Annotated in this window: 12 protein-coding genes and 1 pseudogene; 8 read left to right on the forward strand and 5 right to left on the reverse strand. The window is 68.1% G+C overall.

Annotation, left to right across the window (positions count from 1 at the left end; translation table 11 throughout):
* The 3 genes and pseudogenes from QZ546_RS17340 to QZ546_RS17350 all read left to right on the forward strand — a co-directional run.
* Nucleotides 1–153 (forward strand): annotated as a pseudogene (locus QZ546_RS17340) (electron transfer flavoprotein subunit alpha/FixB family protein); the annotation flags it as partial.
* A gap of 257 nt (nt 154–410) precedes the next feature.
* Complete coding sequence (locus QZ546_RS17345) at nt 411–689, forward strand: acylphosphatase (protein WP_294240418.1); 279 nt, start codon at nt 411–413, stop codon at nt 687–689.
* Nucleotides 686–1,912, forward strand: a complete 1,227-nt coding sequence (locus QZ546_RS17350; protein WP_294240420.1) for a dipeptidase — start codon at nt 686–688, stop codon at nt 1,910–1,912. Before QZ546_RS17345 ends, QZ546_RS17350 begins: the two co-directional genes overlap by 4 nt.
* Here the strand turns inward: QZ546_RS17350 and QZ546_RS17355 are convergent.
* Nucleotides 1,866–3,071 (reverse strand): MFS transporter, encoded by a 1,206-nt coding sequence (locus tag QZ546_RS17355; RefSeq protein WP_294240423.1) that lies wholly within the window; start codon nt 3,069–3,071, stop codon nt 1,866–1,868. The two genes, QZ546_RS17350 and QZ546_RS17355, sit on opposite strands and share 47 nt — an antisense overlap.
* Nucleotides 3,072–3,270: 199 nt before the next feature.
* On the opposite strand from QZ546_RS17355, the gene QZ546_RS17360 reads away from it, so the two are divergent.
* From QZ546_RS17360 to QZ546_RS17380, 5 genes are all read left to right on the forward strand, one after another.
* A complete protein-coding gene (locus QZ546_RS17360) occupies nt 3,271–4,647 on the forward strand; it encodes a glycosyl transferase family protein (RefSeq protein ID WP_294240426.1) in 1,377 nt (458 codons plus the stop codon).
* On the forward strand, nt 4,644–5,612 hold the full coding sequence (locus QZ546_RS17365) for a hypothetical protein (RefSeq protein WP_294240428.1): 969 nt from the start codon (nt 4,644–4,646) through the stop codon (nt 5,610–5,612). The genes QZ546_RS17360 and QZ546_RS17365 overlap by 4 nt, the downstream gene beginning before the upstream one ends.
* A gap of 438 nt (nt 5,613–6,050) precedes the next feature.
* On the forward strand, nt 6,051–7,310 hold the full coding sequence (locus QZ546_RS17370; RefSeq protein WP_294240434.1) for a NupC/NupG family nucleoside CNT transporter: 1,260 nt from the start codon (nt 6,051–6,053) through the stop codon (nt 7,308–7,310).
* A gap of 257 nt (nt 7,311–7,567) precedes the next feature.
* Nucleotides 7,568–7,714 (forward strand): hypothetical protein, encoded by a 147-nt coding sequence (locus tag QZ546_RS17375; RefSeq protein WP_294240437.1) that lies wholly within the window; start codon nt 7,568–7,570, stop codon nt 7,712–7,714.
* A 10-nt stretch (nt 7,715–7,724) separates the two neighbouring features.
* Nucleotides 7,725–9,053: a carbohydrate porin gene (locus QZ546_RS17380; protein WP_294240439.1), complete on the forward strand. Its 1,329-nt coding sequence runs from the start codon at nt 7,725–7,727 to the stop codon at nt 9,051–9,053.
* Between the two features lie 30 nt (nt 9,054–9,083).
* Here QZ546_RS17380 and QZ546_RS17385 read toward each other — a convergent pair whose 3' ends face one another.
* The 4 genes from QZ546_RS17385 to QZ546_RS17400 all read right to left on the reverse strand — a co-directional run.
* Entirely contained in the window at nt 9,084–10,598 is a 1,515-nt protein-coding gene (locus QZ546_RS17385) for a lipopolysaccharide biosynthesis protein (protein WP_294240441.1), read from the reverse strand.
* A 208-nt stretch (nt 10,599–10,806) separates the two neighbouring features.
* Nucleotides 10,807–13,581, reverse strand: coding sequence for a DNA polymerase I (gene polA / locus QZ546_RS17390; protein WP_294240443.1), 2,775 nt, complete (start codon nt 13,579–13,581; stop codon nt 10,807–10,809).
* A 127-nt stretch (nt 13,582–13,708) separates the two neighbouring features.
* On the reverse strand, nt 13,709–14,035 hold the full coding sequence (locus QZ546_RS17395; RefSeq protein WP_294240447.1) for a DUF2251 domain-containing protein: 327 nt from the start codon (nt 14,033–14,035) through the stop codon (nt 13,709–13,711).
* A 127-nt stretch (nt 14,036–14,162) separates the two neighbouring features.
* Nucleotides 14,163–15,153 (reverse strand): serine hydrolase (locus QZ546_RS17400; protein ID WP_294240450.1); only part of this gene is annotated, 991 nt, incomplete at its 5' end.

The raw sequence follows: 15,153 nt of genomic DNA on the forward strand, positions 1-15,153 counted from the left end.
TCGGGTGCGATCCAGCATCTGGCGGGGATGAAGGACTCCAAGACCATCGTCGCGATCAACAAGGACGAGGATGCGCCCATCTTCCAGGTGGCCGATATCGGCCTGGTCGGCGATCTCTTCACCGTCGTGCCGGAGCTGACCGACAAGGTCTAAGGCCTTTGTTCGCGCAGAGGCGCGGAGGACGCAGAGAAAGATGGACACGTCTTCTCCGCGCCCTCTGCGCCTCCGCGCGAACCAGGATTCCTCCCCTGCAAGGGGATGGGATCATAGGTCGCATGGTGGAGGGGCGTGCCAGGTCGACCCCGCCCCCGGGGTCGACGACGGTCGGGGACATTCCACCCTGCCACCGCCCCATGCACAAGAGGAATAGGGGACTTCCCTTTGCCCCCCTCTCACGCGACACTCGCTGCATGGTCGGTCGTCATCTCCGCATCACCGGGCGCGTGCAGGGCGTGGGCTATCGGGACTGGTTCCGGAGCCGCGCCGATTCGCTGGGACTGACCGGCTGGGTCCGCAACCGTGCGGACGGTTCGGTCGAAGCGCTGGTCCAGGGCGATGACGCGGCCCTGACCCGGATGATCGCCGAGGCTGCCGGCGGCCCGCCCGCCGCCCGGGTCGCGCACGTCCTGCCAAGCGACGCGCCGCTCGACCCCGCGCTCACCCATTTCGAACGGAGGCCCACGCTATGATCGCGCTTTTCCTCGCCCAGGCCGCCATGGCCGATGCCGCCGTCACGCGCCGGGTCGAATCGGTCCTTGCCCGTGCGCCGATCGTCGACGGGCATAACGACCTGCCCTGGGAATTGCGCGACACCGGCGTCGTGCCCGAATCGCCCGTGCTCGCCAGCGATACGGCCGCGTTGCCGCATCCGCTCCAGACCGACCTGCCCCGGCTGAAGCGCGGCGGGGTCGGCGGGCAATTCTGGTCGGTCTGGATTCCCGCCGACGTCACCGGCCCGCGCGCCGTCGAGATGACGCTGGAGCAGATCGACCGCGTCCACCGGCTGGCCGCCGCCCATCCCGATCGCATGGCGATGGCGCGCACCGCCGAGGATGTCCGCCGCATCGCGCGCTCCGGTCGGGTCGCCTCGCTGATCGGGGTCGAGGGCGGGCATCAGATCGATGGGCGGCTGGCGGTGCTGCGCCAGTATCGCGCGCTGGGCGTCGGCTATATGACGCTGACCCATGGCCATAGCCTGGCCTGGGCCGATTCCTCGACCGATGCTCCGATCGCCAATGGGCTCAGCCCCTTTGGCCGGGCGGTGGTCGCCGAGATGAACCGGATCGGCATGATGGTCGATGTCGCCCATGTCTCCGACGCGACGATGGCGGCGGTGCTCGATACCAGCAAGGCCCCGATCATCGCCTCGCATTCCGATGCGCGGGCGCTGGCCGATGCGCCGCGCAACATCCCCGACGCGCTGCTGCGCCGGATCGGCGAAGGCGGCGGGGTGGTGATGGTCAATTGCTATCCCGCCTTCCTGTCGAGCGCCTGGCGCGCCTGGGACGCGGCGCGCACGGCCTATGCCAGGTCGGTCGGTGTGGCCGCCAATGTCTATGACGCGCGAAAGCCGGCGCCGCTGGTCGCCTGGGACGCCAGCCACCCCGCGCCGCGAGTTACGGCGGCGATGGTTGCGGACCATGTCGAGCATATCGCCCGGGTCGCCGGGCGCGGCGCGGTGGGCTTTGGCGGCGATTATGACGGGATCAACGGCACCGCGCCCGAGGGGATGACGGGCGTCGACGGCTATCCGCAGGTGCTGGCCGAACTGGTCCGGCGCGGGTGGAGCGAGGCCGACCTGGCCGGGCTGACCAGCGGCAATATCCTGCGCGTGATGGACCGGGTCGAGGCGGTGTCGAAAAGCCTCAGTGCGACAGCACCGGACGATTCGATCGATCCGCTGGCACGCTGACGTCGCCGCGCGCGACCCACATCGCCACCGCCCAGATGGCAAAGCCGCCCAGCGCCAGCGCGCAGCCGACATAGCCGGTCGAGGTCCAGCCGAGCCCGCCCGCGATGGCCAGGCCCCCCGCCCAGGGTCCGATGGCATTGGCGGTGTTGAACGCCGAATGATTGAGCGCGGCCGCCAGCCCCTGTCCCTCGCCCGCCACGTCCATCAGCCGCGTCTGGAGCACGGTGCCCAGCGCCCCGCCCAGTCCGATCGCGAACACGATGGGCAGGATCGTCCACAGGCTGGCCGCCGTCCAGGGATAGAGCGCCAGCATCGCCGCCGACCAGAGGAGCAGACCCCCGGCGGTCGGCATCAGCGCCCGGTCGGCGAAGCGCGGCACCACGATATTGCCGATCGTCATGCCCAAGCCGAATATAGCCAGCACCAGCGGGATGGTCGCGCTCGACACCCCCGTCACTTCGGTCAGCGTGGCCGCCAGATAGGTATAGACGGCGAACATGCCGCCGAACCCGATCGCGCCGATCGCCAGCGTCAGCCAGACCTGCCCCTTGCCCAGCGCGGCCAGTTCGCGGCGCACGCTGGCGCCCGCGTCCGGCCGGTCGTGCGGTGCGGCGATCCAGACCAGCGTAGCGGTCAGCAGCGCAAGCGCTGCCACCACGCCGAACACCCAGCGCCAGTTGAGCCACTGGCCCAGCATCTGCGCCATCGGCACGCCGATCACCGTCGCGACCGTCAGGCCCAGCATGATCCGCCCGACCGCCACCGTCCGCCGATCCTCGGGCACCAGCGAGGCGGCGACGAGTGCGGCGATCCCGAAATAGGCGCCGTGCGGCAGGCCGCTGAGGAAGCGAAAGGCCAGCATCCAGTGATAATCGGGGGCCATCGCCGACAGGCCGTTGCCGGCCGCGAACATCAGCATCAGCAGGATCAGGAGCGTGCGCCGCGCCATCTTGGCCGACAATACCGCGAGCAGTGGCGCGCCCACGACGACGCCCAGCGCATAGGCGCTGATCACATGCCCCGCTGTCGGCGCGTCGATGTTCAGTCCGCGCGCCAGGTCGGGTTCCAGACTCATCGCGGCGAATTCGGTCGTGCCGATCGCAAAGCCGCCCACCGCCAGCGCGGTATGGACGATGCCGGGGGGAAATGTCCGCGCCATCACCAATCCTTTCGCCTTCCATATGCTGCACCGCAACACAAGGCGCAACATAGCCCTGCCTTTTGGAGCGAAATCAAACATAGGGTGCTTGGCCCGGAGTGACAGGCCGGGGAGGCCGTGCCGAATCGGGGCGGGGGATAAGGATTGAATTGCGGCATTGCAGCAGGCAGGCTGCGCCCCGGCAAAGGGGGATTGCCGGATGGACGGGGTCGTCACGGGGGTGGATGTCGTCGCGCGCGAACTGCTGTTGTTCGCGGGGGCGGGGCTGGCGGTCGGCGGTATCGACGATCTGCTGGTCGACCTTCTGTATCTGGCCCGCCGCCTGACCCTGCGAGGCGACCGCGGCGCGACGGTGGACAGCCTGCCGCCGGTCCGTCAGCCCGGGCGGATCATCGTCTTCATTCCGGCCTGGGACGAGGCCGAGGTGATCGGCGCGATGCTGTCGACCGCGCTCCGGCGCTTCGTCCATGCCGATTACCGGCTCTATGTCGGGCTGTATCCCAATGATCCCGCGTCCATCGCGGCGGCGGCGGACGTGGCGCAAGGCGATGCGCGGGTCCGGCTGGTCATAGGCGGGCGCGAGGGACCGACGACCAAGGCGGATTGCCTCAATACCCTGTGGCATGCGCTGGAGCGGGACCGGGCGGCGGAAGCGTTCGCGGTCAAGGCGATCGTGCTGCACGATGCCGAGGATGTCGTGCATCCCGCCGAGCTGACCGTCTTCGACTCGCTGATCGAGGGGCGCGCGGTGGTGCAGTTGCCGGTGTTGCCGCTGGTGGTGCCCGGTTCGCGGCTGGTGTCGGGTCACTATGCCGACGAGTTCGCCGAGAGCCACAAGAAGCAACTGGTCGTGCGCACCTGGATCGGCGCGGGGATGCCGTTGGCCGGTACCGGCTGCGCGATCGCGCCCGACATGCTGGCGGAGATCGCCGGGCGGCGCGGTGGCGATCCGTTCGATGCGACCAGCCTGACCGAGGATTATGAGCTGGGCCTGCGGATCGCCGAGCTGGGCGGGGAGGGGCTGTTCGCGCGGGTGACGGACGCGGCGGGTGGGATCGTCGCGGTCCGCGCCTTCTTCCCCGCCGACCTGATCGCGGCGGTCCGGCAAAAGGCGCGGTGGATGACGGGCATTGCGCTGATCGGATGGGATCGCACCGGTTGGAGTCGACCGATGGCGCTGGGCGATCACTGGTGGCGGTTGCGCGACCGGCGTGCACCGCTCGCCATGCTGGTCTTGGCGGCGGCCTATCTGGGGCTGTTCGCCGATGGGATGGCGGTGCTGCTCCATGCAGTGCAGGGCAGTGCGCTGCCACCGCTCGATCCCGGGCTGGGCTGGCTCTTCGCGATCAACGGCCTGTTGCTCTGGTGGCGGCTGGGCTTACGGATGACCTTTACCGGGCGAAGCTATGGGCTGTGCGAGGCGCTATGGTCGCTGCCCCGATTCGTCGTCGGCAATTTCGTGGCGCTCGCCGCCGCGCCGCGCGCGATGCTGCGCTATCTGCTCGTCCTGCGCGGGCGGCCGGTGGTGTGGGACAAGACCCGCCATGTCTTTCCGGACCTCTCGACCCAGCCATGAGCGGCCGACCGCTCCGTTTCCTGGGAGCGACGCTGGGGATCTGGACGCTGGGCCGGATCGCCTTTCTGCTGCCGTCCTCGCCGCAGGCCGAGCATGCCGATCCGATCCCCGTTGCCAGCCTCGCCCATGCCACCGCGCCGTTCGTCGAGGCGGGTCGAACCTTTGCCCCCATCCCGACTCAACCGGCACCGCCTTCGCTACCCAACAGGATTGCCCGCCGCGCTCCGACCGCGGTGGCAGGCGCGTCTTACGCTGTCCCGCCTCCTGCCATGGCGATGCTGTCCGATGGAGCGATGGAGCCGCCCCCGGCCCGCATGTTTCCGACATGGCCCACTTTACCGACCCGGCCCGACCGGTGGAGCGCCAGCGTCTGGGGAATCGCGCGCCGGGGCGGCGGCACGCTGCTACCCGGCGGCCAGCTCGGGGGATCGCAGGCCGGGGTGCGGATCCTGCGCCGACTCGACCGCGACGGCGCGCTGGCGGCCAGCCTCCGGCTCTCCGCGCCGCTGGAGGGGATCGGGCGGGAGGTTGCGGCGGGGCTCGACTGGAAACCCGCGCGCCGCATCCCGCTACGGCTGATCGTCGAGCAGCGATGGTCGCTCGACTCAGGGGCGGGCGGCACGGCGGCGATCGCGGTCACCGGCTTCGGCCCCCGCGCGATCGCGCCGCGGCTGAGCCTCAGCGCCTATGCGCAGGGCGGCGCGGTGATGCGCGACCGGATAGAGCCCTTTGTCGATGGCGCGGTGCGGGCGACCACGCCGGTGGCGGCGGGAATCGACCTGGGCATCGGCCTATGGGGCGGAGCGCAAAGGGACGCGCAGCGGCTGGACGTCGGACCGTCCTTAGGCTTCGCGCTACCAGTGGCGGATCGCCCCGTCCGGCTGTCGCTCGACTGGCGGCAAAGGATCGCGGGCCAGGCCGCACCCGGATCGGGGCCAGCCCTGACGCTCGCGGGCGATTTCTAGGGTGGGTCGCCATTCATGACGCTTGTCCCCTCCCTCTCCCCTGGACAGGGGAGAGGGTTAGCGAAGCTTGCCAGCGTGCTGGCTAGCGCAGCTTGGGTGAGGGGTTGAGCGAGCCATCGGCTCGCGCGCCCGCGAAAGCGGGCGCTCACCCCTCACCCAGCTCCGACTAAGCCTTTGCTACGCAAAGACCAAGTCTGCGCAACCCTCTCCCCTCTAAGAGGGGCGAGGGAAGAATGGGCATAGAGGAATGTCGATCCGACCGAGGGTGGGTGCCATTCGGCATCGCTCCTTCTTTCCTGCCGCAGGCCCGGCGGATTTTCACCCCCGATCAAAACTATGGCGGTGGCGCACCACCATGCTTATGGTGCACCCCCGCGCAGCCGGGGGGCCGCGTCATGTCCACCACCCGCCCCAAAGCGGCCCAGTTAAGCAGCGCGCATGAATCGTTTTGCCATCGGTATCGCGGGTATAGTTGTCATTCTGGCGATCGCGGTCGCCCTGTCCACCGATCGACGCGCCATCCGGCCGCGCGTCGTCGGCGCGGCCTTTGCACTGCAGGCGGGGATCGCGGTGCTGGTCCTGTACGTGCCCTGGGGCAAGCGGGTGCTGCAATGGCTGTCGGGCGGGGTCGCGGGGCTGCTCGGTTATGCCAATGAGGGGACCAAGTTCCTGTTCGGCGCGCTGGCGTCCGATCCGCTGGGCCGCAATTTCGCGATCCAGGCGCTGCCGGTCATCATCTTCTTCGCCGCGCTCGTCTCGATCCTCTATTATCTGGGGATCATGCAGCTGGTCGTGCGCTGGCTGGGCGGCGCGATCGAGAAGGTGATCGGCGTGTCGAAGGTCGAATCGCTGTGCGCGGCGGCTAACGTTTTTGTCGGCCAGTCCGAATCGCCGCTCGTCATCCGGCCCTATCTGGCGAGCCTCACCCCCGCGCAGCTGTTCACGGTGATGACCAGCGGCATGGCGGGCGTCGCGGGCACGATCCTGGCGGCCTATGCCTCGATGGGCATTTCGATCGAGTATCTGCTCGCGGCCAGCTTCATGGCGGCGCCCGGCGGCATCCTGATGGCCAAGATCATCATGCCCGACCGGATCGAGCCGCCCGCCGGGCAGCTGCCGCTGGGTGACGTGATCGAGGACGAGAAGATCGCGCTGGCCGAGGCGACGCATGACGAGGAAAAGCCCGCCAACATCATCATGGCCGCCGCGCAAGGCGCGCAGACCGGCGTGAAGCTGGCCGTCGCGGTGGGCGCGATGGTGCTGGCCTTCGTCGCGTTGGTCGCGCTGGCGAACGGCCTGCTCGGCGGCCTGGGCAATCTGATCGGCCTTCCGGGGCTGAGCTTCCAGGCGCTGCTGGGCTATGTGTTCCAGCCGATCATGGCGCTGCTCAACGTGCCGTGGAACGAGGCGGGGATCGCGGGTGGCCTGTTCGGCGAGAAGATCGTGCTCAACGAGTTCGTCGCCTATATCGACCTGGGCAAACAGGCCGCACAGCTGTCGCCGCGCACCGTCGCGGTCATCACCTTCGCGCTGTGCGGTTTCGCCAATTTCTCGTCGATCGCGATCCAGATGGCGGTGACGGGCAGCCTGGCCCCCAATCAGCGGCCGACCATCGCCCGGCTGGGCATCCGCGCGCTGATCGCGGGAAGCCTCGCCAATCTGATGTCGGCGGCGCTGGCGGGCTTGCTGATCGGATAGGGCGCTTTCGGGGTTGATCCTGAATGCGGGCGCGTTATGGGCGCCCCGTGGGCCGCAAACGTGGCCGACCAACACAACAGGATCATAATGCCCCGATCTAGTCCCTTGTCCGGCGACGAGGACAGTAGACGCAACCGCGTCTACGTCTTTGCCGACCGTCTGACGGGCCTGACGGGGTCGCCGAGCGCGGCCCGCTAACGCCGTTCCTCGCCGACCTTCCGCCGGGCTCGACCACACGAACCCGAAGGAGGTCTGTCATGACCCGCAACCTGTTCCGCGCGCATGTCCGCGCCCATTCCCTCGCCACGCTGATGGCAAGCGTTCCCCTCGAGCGTGCCCGGCTGCTCCGGGCCGTCGCCACCACACGTCCGCAGGCCCTGCGCCGCGCGCGTCCGTCGGCCTGAGGGACCAACGATGATCAAGATCGTGTCGCGGGCCGCGCTGTGCGGCCTGTTTGTCGTCGCGCGCGCCGCGTCGGCGCAAGAGGCGTCTCCGGCCTCCGACCTGTCGCAGGATTTCGCCATCCACGGCCAGGCGACCTTCGTCGCGCAGGGCGTGGGCGGCTTCGCCTCGCCCTATATCGGCGACAACAGCCTGACCCCGCACCAGCTGAAGGAAACCGCCGACGTCACCGCCTTTATCGGTGCGCGGGCGTGGGCCGGTGGAGAGCTCTGGGTGAACCCGGAGATCGACCAGGGTTTCGGCCTGTCCAACACGCTGGGTGTGGCGGGTTTTCCCAGTGCCGAGGCGTATAAGGTCGGCAAGTCCGAACCCTATTTCCGGCTGCAGCGCGCCTTTTTCCGCCAGACCTTCGGACTGGGGGGGGCGCGTGAGGCGGTGGCGCCGCTCGCCAACCAGCTCGGCGGATCGCGCCCGGTCGACCGGATCGTGCTGACCATCGGCAAGTTCGGGGTCGGTGACGTGTTCGACACCAATCCCTATGCCCATGATCCGCGTGGCGATTTCCTCAACTGGTCGGTCGTCGACACCGGCAGCTTCGACTATGCCGCCGATGCCTGGGGCTATACCACCGGCGTGGCGGGTGAGGTCTATCGCGGCGACTGGATAGTCCGCGCCGGGCTTTTCAACCTGTCGACCATCCCCAATGGCGAGCGGCTGGAACATGGCTTCGGCCAGTATCAGGTCGATGCCGAGGTCGAGCATCGCCACCAGGTTGCCGGGCGACCCGGATCGGTGCGCTTCGGCGTCTTTCGCAACCGGGGCAATTTCAGCCGCTTCGACGATGCGCTGGCCTATGCTGCGGCGACCGGCGGCGCGGTCGATCCCTCCGTCACCCGGCGGCGGATGACGCGGATCGGCGGCTATATGAACATGGACCAGGCGGTGACCGACACGCTGGGCCTGTTCGCGCGGGTCGGAGTGAGCGACGGGTCAATCGAGCCCTATGACTTCACCGATATCGACCGCACGGCGCAACTGGGCGGTTCGCTTTCGGGCAAGGGCTGGGGCCGGGCGCAGGACCGGGTCGGGCTGGCGCTGGTCGCCAACGGCATTTCGGCGGCGCATCGCCGCTATCTGGCGGCGGGCGGCCTTGGCGTGCTGGTCGGCGACGGCACGCTGCCCCATGCGGGCGCGGAAGAGATTGTCGAGGCCTATTACGACGTGTCGCTGTTCCGGGCGCTCGCGGTGACGCTCGACGCGCAATATGTCGAGAATCCCGGCTATAATCGTGACCGCGGACCCGCCGAGATATTCGCCCTGCGCGTGCACGGCGCGTTCTGACCCCGGCCTCCCCATTAGGGGAGGGCAAATTTACCGCGTGATCCCACCTGCGTTCGGCAAGGTCGCCTCCTCCACCGTCGGCGCCTTGCCGAACAGCGCGCGGTCGGCCGGACCGAAGGCCCAGCGCCACAATATGAACAGATAGGTCGCGGCGATCGCGGGCTCGCCGAACAGCAGCTCGGCCCATTCCAGCCGCTTTGGCAGCAGCGTGAAGACGCCCCCCACGACCGTCGCCGCGACCGCCGCCCAGACCAGCGGCCAGCGGAACGGCGATACCGGCGCCCGCAACATCCCCGACAGCACCCGCGCCTTGATGACCGACGTCATCGTCACGCTCATCGCCAGCGCCAGCGCCGGACCCGCCGCGGCCCAGGTCTCCGGCCAGCCCAGCGCCCGCATTCCCAGGATCAGCGCGAAGCTGAGCCCGATCTGCACCCCCAGCATCGCGATCGAGATCATCAGGTTGCGGTGCCGCGCGGTATAGACCAGCGCCGATTCGCACACCGCGCCGGTCGAGGCCAGCACCTCGGCGAACAGCAGGAAGGCGAGCGCGGCGGTGCCGGATACGAATTGCGGCCCGACCACCCCCATCACGCCTTCGCCGGGGATCGATCCCATCAGCGCCAGGCAGCCCTGCGCCGCCATGATCCAGAAGGCGACCTGTCGCACCTGCCGCGCGATCGCGCCCATGTCCCCATTGGCCAGGCTCTGGGTGATGACGGGACCCAGGATCGGATCGAAGCTGGTCTTCAGCTTCTGCGGCAGCGAGGCGACCTGCTGCGCCATATAATAGATGCCGACGATGCGCGGCTCGAACATCACGCCCAGGATGAAGCGGTCGACATTGCGCGTGCCCCATTCCAGCGCGTCGGCGCCCGCCAGCGGCGCATTGGCGCGGGCGAGCGCGAAGACGCGCGCCAGATGCGGACTCCAGCCGGTCGGCAGGCCATAGCTGCGCAGAAACGGCACCAGGCTGGCGATCAGCGCCGCCGTCATCGACGCGACATAGGACAGGACGAGGCCGTCGCGGATGGTGAAGAAGGAAAAGACCCAGGCCGCAATCGAGATGGTCCAGGGCTCCACCACCGCGCGCGCGGTGACGGTCGCCTTGACGTTGTGGCGATAGGCGAGCGCCGCCAGGCTGACGTCGGACCACGCTATGGCGACGATGATGCAGGGCAGCCATCGGTCCAGCCCGGTGATCGCGCTGTTGGGATAGAGAAGCTCGGGGAAATTCCACAGCACCGCGCTCGCCGCCACCGAGGCGAGAAAGGCCAGCGCCATCGCGTCCCACACGACATGGACATGCGGCCGGTCGGTGGCTGACAGCGCCTGCGCCAGCCCGCGCTTCATGCCGAGCGTCGCGATCAGCGCGGCCAGCTCGACCACTACCACCGCGATGGCGAAGCGCCCGACCAGATCGGGACCATAGATGCGCCCCGCGATGAACAGGAAGGGGATGCGCGCCGCCAGTCGCAGGATGAACCCTGCGATATTGGTCCGCCCACCCTTGGCGAGCGCATCAATGTCCTGGGATTGGGGCATCAGTGGGGGCGATGCCCCAGGGGCGAACGACCGTCATCATTTCCTCCCCTGTAAGGGGATGTGGCAGGCCAAAGGCCTGACGGAGGGGTGTCACCGGTGGTGAGGAAGGATGCCCTGACGAACGTGCACGCCCCTCCACCATGGCTATCGCCATGGTCCCCCTCCCCAAGCATGGCTTGGGGAGGATTGGCGTATCGGCGGGCGTGGATCAATGCGCCGCGCCCCAGCTCTTGCCGAAGCCGATCTCGACGCCCAGCGGCACCGACAGCTTGACCGCCGGTTCGGCCGCGCCCGCCATGACGTCGCGGATCACCGCGCCCGCGGCCTCGGCATCGGCTTCCGGCGCCTCGAACACGAGTTCGTCATGCACCTGCAGCAGCATCCGGACATGCCCCAGCCCGGCCGCAGCGAGTGCGGGTTCCATGCGGACCATGGCGCGCTTGATGATGTCGGCGCTGGTCCCCTGGATCGGCGCGTTGATCGCAGCGCGCTCGGCGCCCTGCCGTTCGCCCTGATTGCGTGAGGCGATGCGCGGGAAATGCGTCTTGCGGCCGAACAGCGTTTCGGTGAAGCTCTTCTCGCGGACGCTCGACAGCGTCTCGGCGATATAGCGGTTGATGCCCGGGAACCGCTCGAAATAGCGGTCGATCATGGCTTGCGCCTCGTCCGCAGACACGTCGAGGCGACCCGCCAGCCCCCAGCGCGAAATGCCATAGAGGATGGCGAAGTTGATCGTCTTGGCCCGCCCGCGCGTGTCGCGATTGACCTCGCCGAACAGCTCCATCGCGGTCAGGCTGTGGATGTCGTCGCCATTGGCGAACGCATCACGCAGCGCGGGCACGTCCGCCATATGCGCGGCGAGGCGCAATTCGATCTGCGAATAGTCGGCGGCGATCAGGACATGGCCGGGCTCGGCGATGAACGCCTCGCGCAGCTGCCGCCCGACCTCGGTGCGGATCGGGATATTCTGAAGGTTCGGCTCGGTCGAGGACAGGCGGCCGGTCTGTGCGCCGGTCAGGCTGTAGCTGGTGTGGACGCGGCCGGTCTTCGGATTGATCTGCGCCTGGAGCGCGTCGGTATAGGTGCTCTTGAGCTTGGAGAGCTGACGCCATTCGAGGATCTTGCGCACGATCTCCGCCGCCTCGCCGCCGTCGCGGGCGAGGCGTTCGAGTTCGGTGACGTCGGTCGAATAGACGCCCGACTTGCCCTTGCGCCCGCCCTTCAGGCCGAGGCGGTCAAACAGGATTTCGCCCAGCTGCTTGGGGCTGCCGATGGTGAAGGGCGTGCCCGCCATCGCATGGATTTCGCCCTCGAGGCCCGCGATCTGCCCGGCGAATTCGGTCGAGAGCTGTGACAGGCGCTCGCGATCGACCTTGATCCCGCGCCGCTCCATGCCCGCAATGACGGGGACGAGCGGGCGGTCGACCATCTCATAGACGCGCGTCGCCTGCTCCATGGGGAGCCGCAGCCGGAACCGCTTCCACAGCCGCAGCGTGACGTCGGCATCCTCGGCGGCGTAGCGGGTGGCGGTCTTCAGATCGACCTCGTGGAAGCCGAGCTGCTTCTTGCCGGTGCCGACCACCTCCTTGAAGGCGAGGCAGGTGTGCGACAGATGCGTCGCCGCCAGTTCGTCCATGCCATGGCCGTGCAGGCCCGCATCGAGGTCGAAGCTCATGACGATGGTGTCGTCATGCGGCGCGATGGCGATGCCGCGCTCGCCCAGCACGATCATGTCGAACTTCAGATTCTGGCCGATCTTCAGGACCGACGGGTCCTCGCACAGCGCCTTGATCCGCTCGAGCGCTGCCGCGACCGGAATCTGCACCGGCACTTCCGCCAGCAGGTCGGTGCCGCCATGGCCGAGCGGGATATAGCACGCCTTGTTGGGCGCCAGGCACAGGCTGACCCCGACCAATTCGGCCTGGGTCGCGTCGGTCGAGCTGGTTTCGGTGTCGATCGCAACGAAACCCTGATGACGCGCCTGGGCCACCCATTGGTCGAGCGTTTCCAGATCCTGCACGGTGATGTAGCCGTCGAGATTGCACGGCTCGTCATCGTCCATCGGGGCGGCGGGTGCAGCCTCTCCGGCGGCAGGGGCGGGGGCGGCATCGTCGGTGATCTGGCCCATCTTGGCGATCAGCGAGCGGAAACCATGATGCTCCAGGAAGGCGCGGAGCGGCGCATCCGGGATGGTCGGGTGTAGCGCCAGCGACTCCAGCGGCTGCGGCAGCGGAGCGTTGCACTCCAGCGTGACCAGCCGCTTCGACAGCCGGGCATTGTCGGCATGTTCGATCAGATTGTCGCGCAGCTTGCCCTTCTTCATCTCGGGCGCGGCGGCCAGCACCGATTCCAGGTCGCCATGCTCGACGATCAGCTTGGAGGCGGTTTTCGGCCCCACACCTGGCACGCCCGGCACGTTGTCGACGCTGTCGCCCATCAGCGCGAGCACATCGCCCAGCTGCTTCGGCCCGACGCCGAACTTCTCCTGGACATACGCCTCGCCCAGACGCCGGTTGTTCATCGTGTCGAGCATGTCGAGGCTGCCATCCTCGACCAGCTGCATCAGATCCTTGTCGCCCGAGACGATCGTGACCTGCCACCCTTGCGCCAGCGCGGCGCGGGCATAGCAGGCGATCAGATCGTCGGCCTCCAGCCCCTCTTCCTCGATGCAGGGCAGCGAGAAGGCGCGGGTGGCGTCGCGGATCATCGGGAATTGGGGGACCAGATCGGGCGGGGGCGGGGGCCGGTGCGCCTTATACTGGTCGTACATCTCGTTGCGGAAGGTCTTGGACGACTTGTCGAGGACCACCGCCATATGGGTCGGCCCGTCAGCGGCGTTGATCTCGTCCACCAGCTTCCAGAGCATGGTGGTATAGCCATAGACCGCCCCGACCGGCTCGCCATGCTTGTTCGTCAGCGGCGGCAAGCGGTGATAGGCGCGGAAGATATAGCCGGAGCCGTCGACGAGATAGAGATGGGGCATGATCCGCGCGGTTTAGCGGAACAGAGAGAGGGTAAACAGCCCCTGATCGCACCGGTTTTTCAGGCGTGTGGCGGATGGGCCACGCAGGGGGCGACTTCGTTCTCTGCCTCGCAAATGTCACGTTCGGTCAGAAGAGCCGAAAATCCTCGTGCATCACGAACCGCCCTTTCGGTTCATCACTATGCGTTTCGAAGATTGCCGTTAGAACGTCGCCCACGAAAAGGCCTGCAACGGAAGAGACCTCACTCCACCGCACCCGCACAGGAGCATCGGACCGAACCGAGATCGCAGGGCCAACATCCAATGCAGCGATGATCGCATTTCCCGCGGGTTTGTGCATGTCCAACAGGTAGAAATATGCGCTTTCATCATCGCGCTTGAAAACGACGCCAAACTGTCCCTTGGATTGAATAGCGCTTTCATAGATGTCGATCACCGCGAAATGGTGCGGCAAATCTTCCTCCCCTGCAAGGGGAGGGGGACCAGCAAAGCTGGTGGAGGGGTGTCGCCCTATCGAGAGCGGGACACCCCTCCGTCAGGCCTGCGGCCTGCCACCTCCCCTTGCAGGGGAGGAAGATGGATCAGTTCGCCACCGCCACCGGCCCCCGTGGCGGTCCGGCCGCATCGGCCACCGCCGCCGCGACATTCTGGATCAGCAGCTGCCGCTTGCGGATATCCTCGGTCGTGTCGCCGATCATCACCGCGATGGCGAAGCGGCGGCCGTCCGGCGCCGTCAGCAGGCCGACATCGTTGAAGCCCGCATTGCGGCGACCCAGATCCTGCCCCGTCCCGGTCTTGTGCGCGATCGTCCAGCCGCTGGGCACGGCGGCGCGCAGGCGGGCATGGCCGGTGCGCGAGGCCTCCATCGTGTCGATCAGGATGCGGGTCGAGGTTTCGGACAGTAGCTCCCCGCGCGCCAGCCGGGCGAGCGCATCGGCGATGGCGATCGGCGCGGCGCCATCGGGCGGATCGCCGACATAGGCATCGAGCGCCGCCGAACGTGCCCCCGGATCGAGCCGGTTGCGCGCCGCCTGGAACGCCCCCGCCATCGCAAAGGCGGGTTGCCAGGTGAGCCCCGCCGTCTTCGCCTGGAGCAATCGCTCGCCGGGGCCGAAGCGGATATCGCCCAGCCGCTTGTCGGCGATCATCGTGCGCACCGCCTGTGGCCCGCCGACAAAGGTCAGCAGCCGGTCATTGGCGGTATTGTCGCTCTGGGTCAGCGCGCGGGTCAGCAGCTCGCCGACGGTCGTATGGTATCCGTCGCCCTTGACCAGCATCGCGATCGGCTGGTGGAACAGGGTCAGGTCCTCGCGCCGGACGACGATCGGCTGGTCGAGCCGGGCGCGGCCCTCGTCGCGCAACGACAGCAGGGTGATCGCGACCCACAGCTTGGACACCGATTGCTGGGGGAGGCGCTGGCGACCGCCGACCTCGACCGTCCAGCCATCGTCGACCGCGCGGATCGCGATGCCCTTCTTGCCCGAAAAACCGGCATAGAGGCGGTTGATGGCGCTGACCAATCCGGCGGGGGCAGCGGGCGCGCGGCTGGGGCGGGGCCTGTCTCTTATACAC

Origin of the sequence: uncultured Sphingomonas sp. (assembly GCF_913062585.1) — a bacterium.
Lineage (GTDB): Bacteria > Pseudomonadota > Alphaproteobacteria > Sphingomonadales > Sphingomonadaceae > Sphingomonas.

Bases quoted from the DNA above. Each gene is read 5' to 3' on its own strand.
- QZ546_RS17345 (WP_294240418.1), top strand. From the start codon at position 411: ATGGTCGGTCGTCATCTCCGCATCACCGGGCGCGTGCAGGGCGTGGGC.
- QZ546_RS17350 (WP_294240420.1), top strand. From the start codon at position 686: ATGATCGCGCTTTTCCTCGCCCAGGCCGCCATGGCCGATGCCGCCGTC.
- QZ546_RS17355 (WP_294240423.1), bottom strand. From the start codon at position 3,071: ATGGCGCGGACATTTCCCCCCGGCATCGTCCATACCGCGCTGGCGGTG.
- QZ546_RS17360 (WP_294240426.1), top strand. From the start codon at position 3,271: ATGGACGGGGTCGTCACGGGGGTGGATGTCGTCGCGCGCGAACTGCTG.
- QZ546_RS17365 (WP_294240428.1), top strand. From the start codon at position 4,644: ATGAGCGGCCGACCGCTCCGTTTCCTGGGAGCGACGCTGGGGATCTGG.
- QZ546_RS17370 (WP_294240434.1), top strand. From the start codon at position 6,051: ATGAATCGTTTTGCCATCGGTATCGCGGGTATAGTTGTCATTCTGGCG.
- QZ546_RS17375 (WP_294240437.1), top strand. From the start codon at position 7,568: ATGACCCGCAACCTGTTCCGCGCGCATGTCCGCGCCCATTCCCTCGCC.
- QZ546_RS17380 (WP_294240439.1), top strand. From the start codon at position 7,725: ATGATCAAGATCGTGTCGCGGGCCGCGCTGTGCGGCCTGTTTGTCGTC.
- QZ546_RS17385 (WP_294240441.1), bottom strand. From the start codon at position 10,598: ATGCCCCAATCCCAGGACATTGATGCGCTCGCCAAGGGTGGGCGGACC.
- polA (WP_294240443.1), bottom strand. From the start codon at position 13,581: ATGCCCCATCTCTATCTCGTCGACGGCTCCGGCTATATCTTCCGCGCC.